The sequence below is a fragment of the Sutcliffiella halmapala genome, from assembly GCF_050107295.1.
Taxonomy (GTDB): Bacteria; Bacillota; Bacilli; order Bacillales; family Bacillaceae_I; genus Sutcliffiella_A; species Sutcliffiella_A halmapala_A.
Genome location: NZ_JBNIKR010000001.1, coordinates 199,736 through 214,585, shown reverse-complemented (window position 1 = coordinate 214,585; position 14,850 = coordinate 199,736). Strand labels below are relative to the sequence as shown.

At 43.1% G+C, this 14,850-nt stretch carries 16 protein-coding genes and 1 other annotated feature; of the genes, 2 read left to right on the top strand and 14 right to left on the bottom strand.

Annotated features, from left to right (window positions below; genetic code table 11):
* Positions 1-227: 227 nt before the first annotated feature.
* The 3 genes from ACQCT5_RS01115 to ACQCT5_RS01105 all read right to left on the bottom strand — a co-directional run bounded on the left by ACQCT5_RS01115 (position 228) and on the right by ACQCT5_RS01105 (position 2,878).
* On the bottom strand, positions 228-1,253 hold the full coding sequence (locus ACQCT5_RS01115; RefSeq protein ID WP_499638053.1) for an ATP-grasp domain-containing protein: 1,026 nt from the start codon (positions 1,251-1,253) through the stop codon (positions 228-230).
* 86 nt (positions 1,254-1,339) lie between these two features.
* Positions 1,340-2,215, bottom strand: coding sequence for an HNH endonuclease (locus ACQCT5_RS01110; RefSeq protein WP_499638051.1), 876 nt, complete (start codon positions 2,213-2,215; stop codon positions 1,340-1,342).
* A 240-nt stretch (positions 2,216-2,455) separates the two neighbouring features.
* Positions 2,456-2,878 carry a VOC family protein gene (locus tag ACQCT5_RS01105; protein ID WP_499638048.1) on the bottom strand — a complete coding sequence of 141 codons (423 nt, stop codon included), beginning with the start codon at positions 2,876-2,878 and terminating at the stop codon, positions 2,456-2,458.
* A gap of 197 nt (positions 2,879-3,075) precedes the next feature.
* Between ACQCT5_RS01105 and ACQCT5_RS01100 the strand changes: the two genes are divergently transcribed.
* The gene (locus tag ACQCT5_RS01100) at positions 3,076-3,351 is read left to right on the top strand and encodes a hypothetical protein (protein WP_499638045.1); all 276 of its coding nucleotides are present in this window, start codon (positions 3,076-3,078) and stop codon (positions 3,349-3,351) included.
* Between the two features lie 153 nt (positions 3,352-3,504).
* Here ACQCT5_RS01100 and ACQCT5_RS01095 read toward each other — a convergent pair whose 3' ends face one another.
* From ACQCT5_RS01095 to ACQCT5_RS01085, 3 genes are all read right to left on the bottom strand, one after another.
* Positions 3,505-3,975 (bottom strand): hypothetical protein, encoded by a 471-nt coding sequence (locus ACQCT5_RS01095; protein ID WP_499638042.1) that lies wholly within the window; start codon positions 3,973-3,975, stop codon positions 3,505-3,507.
* Positions 3,976-4,144: 169 nt separating this feature from the next.
* Positions 4,145-5,611 carry a protein adenylyltransferase SelO gene (locus ACQCT5_RS01090; protein WP_499638039.1) on the bottom strand — a complete coding sequence of 489 codons (1,467 nt, stop codon included), beginning with the start codon at positions 5,609-5,611 and terminating at the stop codon, positions 4,145-4,147.
* Positions 5,612-5,728: 117 nt separating this feature from the next.
* Positions 5,729-6,952, bottom strand: a complete 1,224-nt coding sequence (locus tag ACQCT5_RS01085) for an NRAMP family divalent metal transporter (protein ID WP_499638036.1) — start codon at positions 6,950-6,952, stop codon at positions 5,729-5,731.
* Between the two features lie 165 nt (positions 6,953-7,117).
* Here ACQCT5_RS01085 and ACQCT5_RS01080 point away from each other — a divergent pair, with 165 nt between their 5' ends.
* The gene (locus ACQCT5_RS01080; protein WP_499638033.1) at positions 7,118-7,609 is read left to right on the top strand and encodes a hypothetical protein; all 492 of its coding nucleotides are present in this window, start codon (positions 7,118-7,120) and stop codon (positions 7,607-7,609) included.
* 66 nt (positions 7,610-7,675) lie between these two features.
* Here the strand turns inward: ACQCT5_RS01080 and ACQCT5_RS01075 are convergent, their stop codons facing one another.
* From ACQCT5_RS01075 to ACQCT5_RS01040, 8 genes are all read right to left on the bottom strand, one after another.
* Positions 7,676-8,566, bottom strand: a complete 891-nt coding sequence (locus ACQCT5_RS01075) for an EamA family transporter (protein ID WP_499638030.1) — start codon at positions 8,564-8,566, stop codon at positions 7,676-7,678.
* Between the two features lie 87 nt (positions 8,567-8,653).
* Positions 8,654-9,352 (bottom strand): helix-turn-helix domain-containing protein, encoded by a 699-nt coding sequence (locus ACQCT5_RS01070; RefSeq protein WP_499638027.1) that lies wholly within the window; start codon positions 9,350-9,352, stop codon positions 8,654-8,656.
* A gap of 71 nt (positions 9,353-9,423) precedes the next feature.
* Positions 9,424-10,497 carry a Gfo/Idh/MocA family protein gene (locus ACQCT5_RS01065; RefSeq protein ID WP_499638024.1) on the bottom strand — a complete coding sequence of 358 codons (1,074 nt, stop codon included), beginning with the start codon at positions 10,495-10,497 and terminating at the stop codon, positions 9,424-9,426.
* A 168-nt stretch (positions 10,498-10,665) separates the two neighbouring features.
* On the bottom strand, positions 10,666-11,046 hold the full coding sequence (locus tag ACQCT5_RS01060; RefSeq protein ID WP_499638022.1) for a VOC family protein: 381 nt from the start codon (positions 11,044-11,046) through the stop codon (positions 10,666-10,668).
* A gap of 178 nt (positions 11,047-11,224) precedes the next feature.
* On the bottom strand, positions 11,225-11,818 hold the full coding sequence (locus tag ACQCT5_RS01055; RefSeq protein ID WP_499638020.1) for a YdeI/OmpD-associated family protein: 594 nt from the start codon (positions 11,816-11,818) through the stop codon (positions 11,225-11,227).
* 6 nt (positions 11,819-11,824) lie between these two features.
* Positions 11,825-12,031 carry a cyclase gene (locus tag ACQCT5_RS01050; protein WP_499638017.1) on the bottom strand — a complete coding sequence of 69 codons (207 nt, stop codon included), beginning with the start codon at positions 12,029-12,031 and terminating at the stop codon, positions 11,825-11,827.
* A gap of 519 nt (positions 12,032-12,550) precedes the next feature.
* On the bottom strand, positions 12,551-13,894 hold the full coding sequence (locus ACQCT5_RS01045; protein ID WP_499638014.1) for a sodium-dependent transporter: 1,344 nt from the start codon (positions 13,892-13,894) through the stop codon (positions 12,551-12,553).
* 54 nt (positions 13,895-13,948) lie between these two features.
* Positions 13,949-14,168, bottom strand: a binding site (T-box leader).
* A gap of 321 nt (positions 14,169-14,489) precedes the next feature.
* Positions 14,490-14,801: a hypothetical protein gene (locus ACQCT5_RS01040; RefSeq protein WP_499638011.1), complete on the bottom strand. Its 312-nt coding sequence runs from the start codon at positions 14,799-14,801 to the stop codon at positions 14,490-14,492.
* Positions 14,802-14,850: the final 49 nt, after the last annotated feature.

Sequence of the window (14,850 nt, the reverse complement as noted above, 5' to 3'; positions counted from 1 at the left end):
TGAAGACATGTTATTAAAAATATGTCCAACTACAAAAAACGACTTCATTCGCTTCCAATTATGTTGAAAATTAGTTTTTTTACTAGAAAAATGTAAAAATGAGTATAATTTTATTCTACTAAACATTGTTCGTTTAATCTATCTTTTTTTGGAAATATAGCATAAAAATAGAAGAGTTAGGATATGTATCGAACTCTTCTATTTTTATGTTTTTTGCTTTAGTTTGATTATGATATAATCATCGGACTTTCTAAATGACTTGCTTTAATATCATAGAATGGCTCTGAAACAGATATTTCTTCATTTAGTAATAACTTGATTGCTAAATATGGAAAATTCACACCGGATAGACAGCTGAAATGAAGTCCACCGCTCATCCTCGGGTTAACCTCCAATAACTTAGGCACACCATTAGCATACTTCACTTGAATATTGAAAATAAAAGGTATTCGAAATTTCTTATGAATATCTTTCGCGATCTTAATCAACTCACGATTATTTTCAAGTTCTCGTATCCGTCCTCCAGCTTTTTTTCTAGGAATAATTGCATAAAGGTTGTCCTGGTCCGCCAAACAGTCAATGCTGTATTCTGTTCCATCCAAATATTCCAATACCATCAAAGGAGGTATTTTCTTCTCTTGACTAAATATTTCACAGGCATACGGGTAAGGAATTCTGTAACCAATTCCATTATCGAGTAGATCGTTGATACTATCTATATTATCCTTTACTACTCGAAATCCCTTTGCCCCCTCGCCGATAACAGGCTTAAAGCAGACCGTGTGCCCTTTTTCTTTTAAGGTTTTATAGGCTTCTTTGAATTCTTCTATATTATTTGCTATATAGTAATCTGGAATAGACACTAAAAAGCTATTATTCTCATTTATTTCCTGAATCGATCTATAGGTTAACTCCTTGTTATCAAGTATTGACATTAGTTCTGAGTCTGGACACACTAATACTTTCGTCCCGATTTCTTCGAATCTTTCGATGTGCTGAGATATCATGACGTTCTCTTTCCTCGGAATAAATATATCTATCTTATGTTTCAGACAAAAATTAAGGCAATAATGAAGATATTCCATTCCATCGATATCCGGCTCTACTTCTGCAAAATCACAAGCTTGCAGATAAACTGAATTTTTATTTGGGTGAGTACCATAAATAATGAATTCTTTACCATCTTCATTATTTTTTATCATATTGATATAGTGAGTAACTGTTGAGAACCATCTGTTAAACCATATCTTCATTCAAAATCACTACCTTTCATGAATTTTCCTTATGATTGCTTTGGCCAAATTGATGTATAAATCTAGACCTGCTTACTTCGAATTTTTTATCGATATGCTACTCCTCCGCCCCAGAGTTCCCTGCCTCCAGTATGACCGGTGTTATGATGTACTTCTTCTTTAATCAGCTGTAGCAAACCAGCTTCTTCGCTATGGTGCCAAGTGTATCCTTCAAGGGTATTGCCTTGTTCGAGCAATTGAAGATCATAATCTGTTAAATCAAGTTCTTGAATAATTTCTGGATTGGATTGTAGCGCCTCATACAGCTCCACATTAGCATAAGAAAAATGGACGTAATCACTTTGAAGATAAAAGTCCTCAGGCAATGTTACCTCATATGCAAAATCAAAAACCGGAAATGCTCCAGTGACTTCCCCGCTTGGTAACTCCACTATTTTTTCTACAAAAACTACGCCAGTCTCTGGATGTTCTGTTCCGGAAAGATGGTCATTCCTTGTTTCAAGCTCACTTGCTTCTGCAACATCTACTCCGTCCACTACATCCACTACACCAACAGCTAAAGTTGCAACCACAGCTACTTTCCCAATATTCTTTACTCCTTGCAATGTCTTCTCCTTGTTACCTGATCTTAATCCATCAAAAGTTGTGCCTGCATTTTTAGCTGTATAGATAACCGTTGTTCCTATCCCTTTGATTGTCCTACCAGTAGAATCTTTAAGATCACTAAATCCATCTTTCATTATTGAATCATCTTTAGTAGCTGCTCCATATGTACTTTTTATAGCACCGTCTATAAATTGCCCCGCACTATCAAGAGCAAACTTAGAGGATTGAGAAATCCCTTCTCCAACTTCCTCTACCCAATCAGACTTAATTCCCTTTCCGGCTAATTTCACTCCTCCCCCAATAACTCCACCTGCAATGGTACCTATACCATTCCCGACCTGACGAAAAAATGCCATTACGTGTATCCCCCTATAATCAGTATTGCTTCTATTTCTTTTCAATCTACCTGTAGTAATCAATAGTAGTAAAGGTTAATTATACCTTACTTGTTGGATAATATTAGATATTTCTTCTATAAAATACCTTTTACTTAATGAGAAAAGGTACCTCACCATCGCATGAGCTACCAATACTTATGTTATATCTTTTGTTTGTAAATGCAATTTTTTTAAGTGGATAAAGGAAAAAATCAAGATTTATTCATGCCCTATCCCCGCCGTATTCTGCAACACCACGCGCCATCCATCCGGATCCTCAAAAGTAATCCCACTTTTCGCCCAATAAGGATTCTCAGGCTCAACCGGCAAGTAACCCATCACCTCCAAGTTCCCTGCAATCCGGTCTCTTGCTTCTTTATCAGGAATATAAAACACCAGCAGATTATCCTCTGTCGGTGCTGGGCAGGGGCTTCCGTCCTTATGCTGTGTAAACTCCAGATGATAAGCAAAACCAGGCAACCCAAGCATCACTCCGTCATAGCCATCATGCTCATTAAAGGAGCCGATAACCTTCAACCCCACCCCTTTCGTATAATATTCAACAACTTTATCCAGCTGATCTGTCGGTCTTGCAATGCGGAACTGCACGACAGGCATTTCTTCAGACCACTTCTGTTTCATTCTAATCTCCTCCTTACATGTCTATTGACCAATTCGGCAAAGGTCGCAAAAAACCTTCCGGAGACAGGTCCCGTGTCCCACCCAAAAGGTGGGGTACACAAGGACCTGTCCCCGAAGCATCCTGTTCTTTTCACCGTCCCATGAACATACCAATATAGCGTTGATTTCTTTTATGGCACACCCAGGGAGCGTGCATCATGGAGAAACGGCAACAATCGGGTAATAAACATGCAAATTATGAGATGGATTGGTACTGGGTTGGATTTCTCGTATTAGTTGGTCTTTGGATTATCAGCTTTGGATTTGCCAGTTTGATTGAACCATTAGAACTTCTACAGCTTCGTTTGGCGCTTAATGGATTCGCCGTCGCCTATTTTCTGGTCGTCCACATCACCTACCAATATTTAACCTGGAAAAGGTCATCGACATACGTTATTATTCGGTTCAACGGAAAAGAGGTCGGGAGAATGTAATCTCCCAACCTCTTTTTTCTTTAAAAGTCCCAGTACCCATGTAATCTGGGCTGAGTTCCTGTCATGATGAAATAAATGAAATGATCTAAACCTGCGGTGTTAAGTGGAGTTAAAATGGGGTTTTAAGAAATGAGTATTCTATTAACCTGTGGATTAGACATCGGTGTTTTGCAGCTCAAATTGCTTTTTGAAAACCGCAAACTCCCTTTCATTTTTAACGGTTTTTTCCCATGTGTGTTCGTGGTCCGCCTCTAATGTGTGAAAGCGATTCATAACCTCTGAATGCCGTTTTTCATTTTCTACACGCATCAACTTCATGTCTTCTTTCATAATAAGAATTTCGGTCTTCATCTCCACTTGTTCCGCTTTCATTTCAGAGATGTCTTTCTTCATTTCTGACATATCTCTCTTCATTTCCACTTGCTCTGCCTTCATTTCAGAGATGTCTTTCTTCATTTCTGACATATCTCTCTTCATTTCCACTTGCTCTGCCTTCATTTCAGAAATGTCTTTCTTCATCTCCATTTGCTCAGCCTTCATCAGCTTTTGTTCACTGTTGATATTTCCAACTATGGTGATTAGACTAGTAAGCATTTCCTCCATACGGTCCAATTGTTGTTGCACCTTTTCCCCACCTCCTTCATCATAATCTTACATCTTTCTGCCCAAAAAGCCAATGTGTTTTATGTTTACAATAAGGGGCCAAGTTCAGCTTTCTTCCTGGAAAAAATTCTTATCGTGTAAGAAGAATCCTGGCACCTCAGCCCCTTAAGCCGGGACAACGGACCTGTCCCTACGTCCCACAATAAGTCCGATAATCCCCCGCCGAATCTCTTGGCACCGCACAATAATACTCCTGCTCTTCCGTGTGCGCAAATGGATCTTTCAGAACTTTTAGCAGGTTCTCCATCACTCCGTAGTTCCCGAACTCCACCGCTGCTTCAAGTGCCGCCTCGACCCGATGGTTGCGCGGAATCACTGCAGGGTTACTACGCTTCATCAGTTCCTGCACAGCAGTCTGTTTCTCCTCCTGCCTGCCCAGCCGCGCCTGCCATTTCCCACGCCACGCTTCAAACTCAGGCTTCCCGTTCAACGTATCCTCCGCCTTATTTAACGTCAACGCCCGGAACGTATTCGTAAAGTCCGCAGAATGCTCTTTCATCTGACCAAGAAGATCCTCGATCAACGCTTCGTCTTCTTTCTCTTCATTAAAGATTCCCAACTTTGCTCTCATACCCGAAAGCCAATGACTCTTATACAACCCGGAATATTCATAAAGTGCTTCTTGAGCAATCTCCACCGCTTTTTCTTGTTCCTCGTGAAGCAATGGCAAAAGTGCTTCCGCGAAGCGTGCAAGATTCCACCCGCCAATACGGGACTGGTTTTCATATGAATAACGCCCTTGAGCATCAATGGAACTGAACACCGTCTTTGGATCATAAGCATCCATAAAAGCGCAAGGTCCATAATCGATTGTCTCTCCGCTGATTGTCATGTTGTCCGTGTTCATGACTCCGTGGATAAATCCGACGAGCTGCCATTTTGCGATCAGTGCAGCCTGCCGTTTCATCACCGCTTTAAAAAAGTCCAGGTACCGTTCCTCACCTTTTTCAATCTCCGGATAATGCCGCTCTATTGCATAATCCGCCAATGCTCGAAGCTCCTCTTCTGAGCCCCAGTTCGCCGCATACTGGAATGTCCCGACTCGCAAATGACTGGATGCCACCCTTGTCATAATCGCACCAGGCAGCAAGCGTTCCCGCATGATTCTTTCTCCGGTGGTCACGACAGCCAAACTGCGTGTCGTCGGAATTCCAAGTCCATTCATCGCTTCACTGATGATGTACTCGCGCAGCATCGGTCCAAGTGCCGCTCGACCGTCTCCGCCACGGGAATATGGCGTCCGCCCCGAACCTTTCAATTGAATGTCAAACCGTTCGCCACCTGGGGTGATTTGCTCCCCTATCAACAAGGCGCGTCCGTCCCCCAGCATTGTAAATCCACCAAATTGATGACCGGCGTAGGCTTGTGCCAATGACGCACCTTCTGGAGGCACTTCATTCCCAGCTAACACCGACAGCCCCTCTTCACCCAAAAGCACTTCACCATTTAACCCGAGAGATTCTGCCAAGGAGTGATTGAAAATAATCATCCTAGGTGAAGATACAGGGTTTGGATCTATCGTAGAAAAGAACTTTTCCGGCAACCGGCTATACGTATTATCGAAATTCCAGCCTGATTTTGCAGTATCGATTGTCATTTTATCCCCTTCTTCCTCCGTAGTACTTTTATTATAACCCTATGTACACGGCATAATCTAATTACCGGCACCTCCTCTCATGGAAAAAAAAGAGAGCTAAGTTCAGCTCTCCTACCCTTACGAAAATAATTTCGGCACCTGATTTATTAACGTCACACCCGCAAGATATGCAGTTGCCAAAAAGACGATAGCTCCAAAAATGGTCAGCCACAGCGGATGCTTATAATCCCCCACAATGGATTTTTTATAGGCCGCAATCAGCAAGGTTCCTAGCGCAATTGGCAGAATCAATCCGTTAAAGGCACCTGCTAAAATCAGAAGTAACACCGGTTCTCCGATTAGTGCAAAAATAATCGTCGAAACAACGATGAAGCCGATAATCACCTTCGTATTATTCCGATCGACCTTACCTGATAAGGTCCGCAAAAAGGATACCGAGGTGTAAGCCGCCCCGACAACCGATGTGATACCTGCTGCCCAAAGGACCAGCCCGAACATTTTATACCCGACAATCCCTGCTGCCTGCTCGAAAACGGACGCTGCAGGATTTTTCGGATTCAGCTCAAATCCTGTTACCACTACCCCTAATACTGCAAGGAAAAGAAATATCCGCATGATGGATGCGATAATAATTCCGGAAACCGAGCTCTTGGTCACTTGATGAAGGTTTTCTTTTCCGCTGATCCCAGCATCAAGAAGGCGGTGTCCTCCGGCAAACGTGATATAACCACCCACCGTTCCTCCGACTAGTGTAATAATGGCGAACACATCGATGGTGTCTGGTACAAAAGTACGCATTACCGCATCTCCTACTGGGGGATTACTCTGGAATGCTACAAAGAGTGTCAGCAGGACCATCATCAGCCCCAATACCCTGGCAATCAGATCCATCGCCACCCCTGCTTCTTTTGATAGGAAGATCCCGATGGCAATGGCCGCTGTGATGATCGCGCCAATGCGCACATCCAGCCCAAACAGCACATTCATCCCAAGGCCCGCTCCACCTATGTTACCTATATTAAAAGCTAGGCCACCTAATGAGACGGCAAAAGCCAGAAAATAACCCAATCCCGGTAGCACCATATTCGCAATGTCCTGTCCCCGCTTTTTCGAGACGGCAATTATCCTCCAAACATTTACCTGAACCCCGATATCCAAAATGATGGACATCAAGATGACAAAACCGAAGCTTGCCAATAGTTGTTCCGTGAAAACGGCAGTCTGCGTCAGAAATCCTGGACCGATTGCCGAAGCTCCCATTAAGAAAGCGGCCCCAAGCAGGACACTCCAATTGCTTTTTGGCTTATCCAGCGTATCGTATGTATTCTTTTGTTTTGACATTTCCGTCACCACCCTTTGTATTATGATTCAATAATCAAAAAGCAATTATTCCACAATAGTATCAGAAAAGAGGATAAGGTGTTACCTACTTCAGACCTGTTCTCATTTTTGCTGTTGATGAATATGAATATAGTTGAAGAATTATGTAATCTTGGAGGAATGCATATGATAAGCTTTGCTTTTTTCCGTGGAATCGTCACTATGATCAGCGATTTTCCTATCAGTCCGAATGGCGAAGGAGAAGGCTGCTATAAATTATTTTCCGTTGAAGATGGTGCAGGCTCAATGGCCAATTTTGTCGTGGCTCCCACCACTTATTTCATTGACCACTCACGAGTATCAGTAGGAGATACCATTACAGGCTATCATGATGCAAATGCCCCGGTCCCTTTTATTTACCCGCCCCAATACAACGCACTTATAATCGTAAAAGATAACAACAGCCAGAATGTAAAAGTCGACTACTTCAACGACCAGTTGGTGAGCAGTGACGGACAGTTGAAGCTGAACCTCTCCCCGTACACGCAACTTCTGTTAGCCAACGGTCAGCCTTTTACAGGAAAACCTGCCAATCGAAACCTGATAGTGATCTATGGCCCTGCCACGAAAAGCATTCCGGCACAGACCATGCCTTATAAGGTGATTGTTTGGTGTTAAGCGAGAACTCGAAAAAGAGAAAGCAGGCTACCGGGTTAGCCTGCTTCTCGTTTTTTTCAGATAACCCTAACTTTCAATGGTATGGCAAAGGGGCTCTTTTTTCCTAGGAAAACCGATCAACAACGCAATCCCAAGCAGGAGCAGCAAAATCCCAATCCAAGAAGTGACATCCAGCTGTTCTTTCAGTATGAACACGCCGAATATCGCTGCAGTCAATGGCTCCCCCAATGAGAGTGTCACAGCAGTGGAGGAAGGGACGGTTGCGAGTCCTTTTGCAAAAAGCAGATAGGCGATGCCGGTCGTCACAATTCCCAGATGGAGTGTTACAGCAACACCACTAGTTTCCTTGATCCAAGACATGTCATAGATGAACAGAAATGGAGATAGGAAAATGGCACTGACCGTGAACACGACGGCAACGACGGATAGGGAAGAGTGGTTCTCGATCAGTTTCCTGCTGACCAATGCATAACATGCAAACGCCAGCCCTGCCCCGAGCGCCATCAGGATTCCATATGGGTCAGCATGAACATTCCCTTTGTTTAAGGAAAGCAAGAAACAGCCAATGATGGATAGGCCAGTCGAGTACCTCCAAACTTTAGAAGGACTTTTTTTCAAAAAAATCCATTCCAGGACGCCGGAAAGAATGGGGGCGCTTCCGATTGTAATCACCGTCCCGATCGCCACCCCGGTGATAGTAACGGCTGAAAAAAATAATGGCTGAAAGATCGCCATACTAATGGAAGCAACTAAGGTCTCCTTGACTGGCCAGTTTTTCATGTTCCATTTTCCAAGCAGCAGGACTATGATTAATAAAGAGAAACCTCCGACTGCCAAGCGGGCAGCACCGATCGCAATGGGATGGGCTGTTTCCGGTGCAAAGGTTTGTGCAGTCCCGGTCGTTCCCCAGAGGAATGCCGCGAGTAAAATCAATAATGGACCCCACGTTTGTTTCATAGGATTTCCCCCTATCAAAATAAAGAACCTGTAACATGAGTATAGAAAAATCCAGTCGACTTTTCTTTACCAGGTTTAAGGTTCTTTTTATCCATTATTCATGATTCTGTATTTTTGCGGAGGCATCCCCGCTGATTTCACAAACCACCTTGTAAAGGAGGAGGCGTTTTCAAACCCTATCTCTTCACTGATTCGTGAGATCGGCCAAGTGGTGGTGAGCAGCAATTGCTTCGCATGTCCCATACGCAATTCAGCGATATACATTTGCGGACTTTTTCCTGTTTTCATTTTGAACCAGGAGGAGTAATAGGTCGGATGGTAATGCTCCATTTCCGCCAATGCCTGCAAACTGATGGACTCCTTGAAATGGCGATGAATATAGTCGATGGATGCTGATACAGTTACTTTAAGCTTACGGGTCACATACCTGGTCAAATCCATTAAAGCAGAAGGGTCACTCTCTTTAAGACTCGCCTCTTCCAAAAGTAAAAAGCGTATCGCAGTCCAATGTTTATCCAACTTCGTATATAAACTCTCGGTTTCCTCCGGTAAAAAATGAGTCGGGATATCCAGAATCAGAAATTCATTTCGATCTGTTGAGCGGAATACATGATTATGTTTCGGAGGAAGGTAAAAGCAATGATCCGGTTCAAGCGTGATCTCTTGGCTATTTGTCTGCATATGCAAGGAGCCCTTCAACGGAAATAGAAACTGACCGAACTCATGCTCATGAGACAGGAACTCATTGGAATACGACCGTTTTTCACACACTATTTGACTTTTCACTTTAACCCCTCCTCCTCTCTAACTTCCATTATATAAGGAAATCAGATGTGGATAAAGAGCCAGAAGAAGGACTATCCGATAACGATCCTTCTTCCTTCCTCATGGGACTGCCTGATCGCATCAAGGATCACCTGGACGTGATGACCGTCCTCTAAAACAGGAAGGTCCGCATGCATGGCACCCTTCGCCAGTGCATGATATACCTGATCCAACGATCGGTAGAAAGCATTATAATAGCCGGCAGCAACCTGATTCATCCCCTCCGGAATGTCGAGCGCTCTCTCAATCTCCACTTCTTCCAGTGGGTCGTTCCCGACTCCAAGTAGTACTTTGTTGTCCTGAGACATCTTCAGCGTGCCTTCTGTCCCGTAAATCTCCAGCCCCCAGCCTTCTGCATGACGCACTGCGATATTCGAGCCAATCGAGAAAGTTCCCCCACCGACAAAATTCCCTATCGCCTGGAATGCATCATCTGCCGTGCGGATTTCCTTTTCCCCATTCTCATCGGTGAACTCAGGTACGTGCGTGGTCAACTGACCGGAAATGGACTCCACCCGGGCGTCTGTCCACCAAAGAAGCGAATCAATGAGATGCGAGCCGACCGCTCCAAGCATTCCACCTGCCTGATCCTTTTGGCTGAGCCACCCTCGCTTAGTGGTTGCATACCGCTCGTAGCCCGCGATATTTAAGGTGAAGTTTACATGCATGACCTTTCCGATTCTCCCGCTCGCTACGATTTCTTTCACCTTTTGTCTAGCAGGCAGGAAACGGTATTCAAAATTGATCCAACCCAATTTTCCCGCTGCATCTCTTGCCTTGATCATATTCTCTGCCTCTTGTGCATCAAAGGACATCGGCTTTTCACACAATACATGACAGCCTTTTTCAAATGCCTTCACTACCATGTCATGATGCAGCAATGGAGCAGAGGCGACCGCAACAAGGTCCAGCTCCTCCTGATCCAGCATGTCCTGCCAGTTGGCATACACATTTTCCACACCGGTCTCTTCCTTGATTTCATCTAGTCTGCCTCTTGCTACACTTGAAATCGAAACAACCTCGAAGCCAGTATGACTCTGCATAACCGGTGCATGCACTTTCGCTCCAAAACCCGTTCCGATGATACCTACTTTGATTTTACTCATGATAGATCCCCCTTTTTTGCGTTTCCAGTTATGTACTCTCCATCATTTCGACAGAAAACAGCACAATTCCTTCTTGGGGAACTGTAATGAAAGGGGTCAGGCACCGCGGCTTATTGCCTCGGTGCCTGACCCCTCTTCTATTCATTGACGTTATTTCTACGCCAATCCTTATTCACCCTTTTCCATCACTGCAAAATAGTTTTCTTCCCCATCGGCAAAGTTGAAAACCTTCATCGGCCCCATATTCACCATTTCGCCTACCATTACCCCTTTTTCAGTTAGGTCGCGATAAAACTGCTCCAGATTGGGGGTGGTGAACATAAGCGAAGGGGTGCCAAGGTTCATTTCCGGAGACATCTTCGCAATGACTTCTTTGTCATGCAAGATAATGCTCGTTTCCCTGTCCTTGGACGGTGCCACTTCAATCCACCTCATCAGCCCGTTGTTTTCCTCTGCAATGACCTCAAACCCAACCTTTTCCGTCCAGAATTTCACGGCCTCATCCTGATTGTTGACATAGAGCATGACTTGCGAAAGCTTATGGATCATAGTATTCCCTCCTGAATTGATGATGATGTTCCTCCATAACTTCTACACGCAGAGGAGATTTCCCTTTACTCTGGGATCATGCTTCATTCGATATATTAATCACTTCGTACATTTCCACCCGAAGTTTAGACTTTCTCCTACTGGATCGCTTTTTGCTGTGTTTTTTTCAACAAATAGCCTAATCATTCAACCCTTTTCCATCGAGAATTTGCACCATCCATTTCTCAACCCTTGAGGTTCTAGTTTTAGATTGTTTGGGTTTAGAGAAATGAAGGATGTAAGCTCTTTGACGTCCCGGAGTCAATGCTTCAAAAGCAGTTTTCAAGGCCGGCAGCTCATCGAATTTCATTTGAAGCTCTTCCGGGATGATGTATTCTTCCGTTTTCTTTAACTCCACTTCCAAGCCGGCTTTTTCCACTTCAATGGCTTCTTGGATATAGTCTTTCAAGATGTTTTCCATTGCAAGGATATCTTCCACATTAGTGAACCGAATCTGGCGCGCCGCCTGCACATTCTTTGTTTGCTGGATTAATATCCCATGGGTATCCTTTAACAAGGCACCCTTGTGGAACAACAGCGCACAATATTCTTTGAATCCATGAAACAGAACTACGTTTTTCCCCTCAAGTGTGTAACAAGGATGCATCCACTTAAACTCTTCAGTCAGCTCACTGTGAAGAACAATACTTCTCAACCACTCAAATTCTTCCTTCCAAGTTTTAGCCTTCCTTATAAACTCATCAACTTTGGGGTTCATTCTACTATTTGTCATCAAGAATCACCTTTTATGTTTTTCATTAATTATTTTTTTATTAAATATCCTTACTTCTCCAACCATCAGTAGCCTCATATCCTCTACAATATATTTAGCTAGCTCTTGGTCAGTAATATCATCTCCATCAATGTCGAGGCGGAATTCCTGCCCTTGAAGTCCACCGCCATTAGTAAACTCTATTTCAAAGTCAAACTGAACTCTTTTATCCATTAGAATCCCCCTCTAATTTTGTTATTACCACCCTATATTATGAGAATTCAATGCAAAGAGCGTTAATCCTTTTTAGATTAACGCTTGCATGAAAAGAATATCCGTAGCCATAGATATCTACTCGACTAATAATGTGAGTAATATGCCCTATAGTGCTAGATTTATGATGATTGTATTTGCATTAAGCTTCAAATGATCCTGGTTATGTAAATATATTCTTCGTAGCCAGGCATTACACATAGCTTTCTGTTTGCAAACGGTGGCCAAAATATGCTTTACGCTGAAAAACCCTTGGTTTATGCATAAAAATTTCCTTTTACGATGAAAAATTATAGACTTATGCACAAAAATTTCCCTTTACGGTGAAAATTTATAGGTTTATGCACAAACTCGTAGGATTATCCATATTTTTACACAAACAATCCCTGCTCAAATGCAAAAAAAAGCAAGACGGAAACAATTGTCGTTTTCCGTCCTGCTTTCGTTCAATAAATGGGGACAAGGGACCTGTCCCCATGTTTATATCACTCCAACCACATTCAAAAACACGACCACAATTACAACCGGCACCACATATCTCATCAACAGGTACCACACAGAAAATAAAACATTCAATTCTTTTGACCCTTGGATAACCTCACTTCTAAGTATGTCCTTCTTCATTTTAAAGGAAACGAAAATGGAAATGAGTAAGGCCCCTACAGGCATTAGGACATTGCTGACCAGGAAATCGGCGCTGTCGAATATCGTTTTGCCAAAGATGGTAACATCCCCTAATACACTATAGGAAAGAGCGGATGGAATTCCGACAAGGAAGATTCCAAGTCCCGTCAACCACGCTGCTTTGCTTCGGGAACCGCCACCCTTGTTCTTTGTCAGTGCTGCCACGACAATCTCAAGCATTGAAAAAGCCGAGGTTAGTGTCGCAAAAAGAAACAAGGCAAGAAATAAGAACAGGAATACTTTCCCGAACATGATCTGATCAAACACTGACGGCAACACGATGAACAACAAGCCAGGTCCTTCCGCAGGCTCAAAGCCAAGGGAGAAAACTGCCGGAAAAATGGCAAGACCTGCAAGGATGGAAATAAATAGATTCACGCCGACAACTGAAACAGCCGGCTGCACAAGGCTTTCCTTTTTCGATAAGTAGGAGCTATAGGTCACCATCACCGAAACCCCGACACTTAAAGAGAAAAATGACTGACCCATCGCAAACAGTACGCTTTCTGCAGTAATATTTGAAAAGTCAGGGTATAAAAAGAACGAGACACCCTCCATCGCATTATCGAGAGTCAACGAGCGGACAATCAACACGATGAATAAAATAAACAACGCAGGCATCATGATTTTGTTCATCTTCTCGATGCCGTTCTGTACACCTTTTGCCACAACAAGGATTGTCAAAAGCAAGAATGTACCCTGTGCTGCAACCGCCGCGATCGGATCGGACACCGCTTCCGTAAACAAACCTTCATAACCACCAGCAAAACTATCCATCATTCCGGTTACCCCGTAGAATAAGTATTGGACAATCCAGCCACCGATCACACTGTAGAACGACAACAGGATAAAGCAGGTAAACACGCCAAGATACCCGATCCAATGCCATTTAGAGCCTGGTGCAATCTCCTTGTAGGCAGACACTGCCTCTTTCCCTGTACTCCTTCCGATGATAAACTCACCAAGCAAAAGGGGAAACCCAATCAACACGGAAAATAGTAAAAATAACAGAATGAATGCTCCCCCGCCGCTCACACCTGTGACATACGGCAGCTTCCATATCGCCCCAAGGCCAATCGCTGACCCTGCAGACGCCAATACAAATCCCAACTTCGATGACCATTGTTCCTCTTGCTGCATCACTAATTCCCCCCAAAAATAAAAGACTATAACACAAAAAAGCCGCACGTTTTCCGAAGGGACGTGACTGATTCACGCGGTACCACCCTTCTTGAAAGCATGCGACTTTCCACTCTAAATGTAACGGCTAAACACCGCTTTGCCAATTTGCGTACGCAGGCAAAGTAAAGCTCCAAGATTGAAATTCCTCTTATCTTTGTGCCGATCTTTCACCAAACGCCGGCTCTCTACAACAGGGAGATAAGATTTAATAGATTCTCTTCATAGCTTCTTTCCTATATGCTTTTAAAAGTATTAAGTGTGATTATAGTATGGAAGGGTTTAAATAGTCAATGAGAATTTTTTTAACAGTGAAAAAGCTTCCAGCATCAACCAGAATGTTAAAACCTTTTTGTCCTTCATCCCAAATAATTGTTAAATTACTTTTAAATAATATATTGGATTATTATCAAATTTTATATAAACACACAAACAGAAGTGCTTCTACTTAAACCCGTCATCCAAGATACTAAAAAAGCTCATATGCTTGCATAATAAAGCAAACATATGAGTTCGTGGAACTATTCATCAAAATCAGAGAGGAATCAATACCAGTTTAATATTTAGCTTCCTCTGATTCTTCCTCTTCCTCTTCCTCTGATTCTTCCTCTTCCTCTTCCTCTGATTCTTGAGAAGCAGGAACAAATCCAATCAGCTGTGCGATGGAATAAATACCAAAACGATCAGGCCCACTTAGCAGCTCCAGGACAAACGTTCCATCCTCCACTTTTTTGACTCTTCCTCTAATATTGGGCGGCCTGCCTGCCGGAGGAGTTGCCGCTGTAATTATTTCAATGACAGTACGATAACGCTTGGCTCTTTCCAACGCTTTTCTTAGCTCTTTATAGCTTTTTTCTTGAATAGACATGTTTCATACACCTCCTTTATTCATTATTTATATGAAAAAAATTTGAAAT

Excerpts from the sequence above, each read along its gene's own strand:
- ACQCT5_RS01110 (WP_499638051.1), bottom strand. The coding sequence starts at position 2,215 with ATGGCATTTTTTCGTCAGGTCGGGAATGGTATAGGTACCATTGCAGGT.
- ACQCT5_RS01050 (WP_499638017.1), bottom strand. The coding sequence starts at position 12,031 with ATGGATAAAAGAGTTCAGTTTGACTTTGAAATAGAGTTTACTAATGGC.
- ACQCT5_RS01060 (WP_499638022.1), bottom strand. The coding sequence starts at position 11,046 with ATGATCCATAAGCTTTCGCAAGTCATGCTCTATGTCAACAATCAGGAT.
- ACQCT5_RS01115 (WP_499638053.1), bottom strand. The coding sequence starts at position 1,253 with ATGAAGATATGGTTTAACAGATGGTTCTCAACAGTTACTCACTATATC.
- ACQCT5_RS01100 (WP_499638045.1), top strand. The coding sequence starts at position 3,076 with ATGGAGAAACGGCAACAATCGGGTAATAAACATGCAAATTATGAGATG.
- ACQCT5_RS01075 (WP_499638030.1), bottom strand. The coding sequence starts at position 8,566 with ATGAAACAAACGTGGGGTCCATTATTGATTTTACTCGCGGCATTCCTC.
- ACQCT5_RS01080 (WP_499638033.1), top strand. The coding sequence starts at position 7,118 with ATGATAAGCTTTGCTTTTTTCCGTGGAATCGTCACTATGATCAGCGAT.
- ACQCT5_RS01040 (WP_499638011.1), bottom strand. The coding sequence starts at position 14,801 with ATGTCTATTCAAGAAAAAAGCTATAAAGAGCTAAGAAAAGCGTTGGAA.
- ACQCT5_RS01055 (WP_499638020.1), bottom strand. The coding sequence starts at position 11,818 with ATGACAAATAGTAGAATGAACCCCAAAGTTGATGAGTTTATAAGGAAG.
- ACQCT5_RS01085 (WP_499638036.1), bottom strand. The coding sequence starts at position 6,952 with ATGTCAAAACAAAAGAATACATACGATACGCTGGATAAGCCAAAAAGC.
- ACQCT5_RS01090 (WP_499638039.1), bottom strand. The coding sequence starts at position 5,611 with ATGACAATCGATACTGCAAAATCAGGCTGGAATTTCGATAATACGTAT.
- ACQCT5_RS01045 (WP_499638014.1), bottom strand. The coding sequence starts at position 13,894 with ATGCAGCAAGAGGAACAATGGTCATCGAAGTTGGGATTTGTATTGGCG.
- ACQCT5_RS01065 (WP_499638024.1), bottom strand. The coding sequence starts at position 10,497 with ATGAGTAAAATCAAAGTAGGTATCATCGGAACGGGTTTTGGAGCGAAA.
- ACQCT5_RS01105 (WP_499638048.1), bottom strand. The coding sequence starts at position 2,878 with ATGAAACAGAAGTGGTCTGAAGAAATGCCTGTCGTGCAGTTCCGCATT.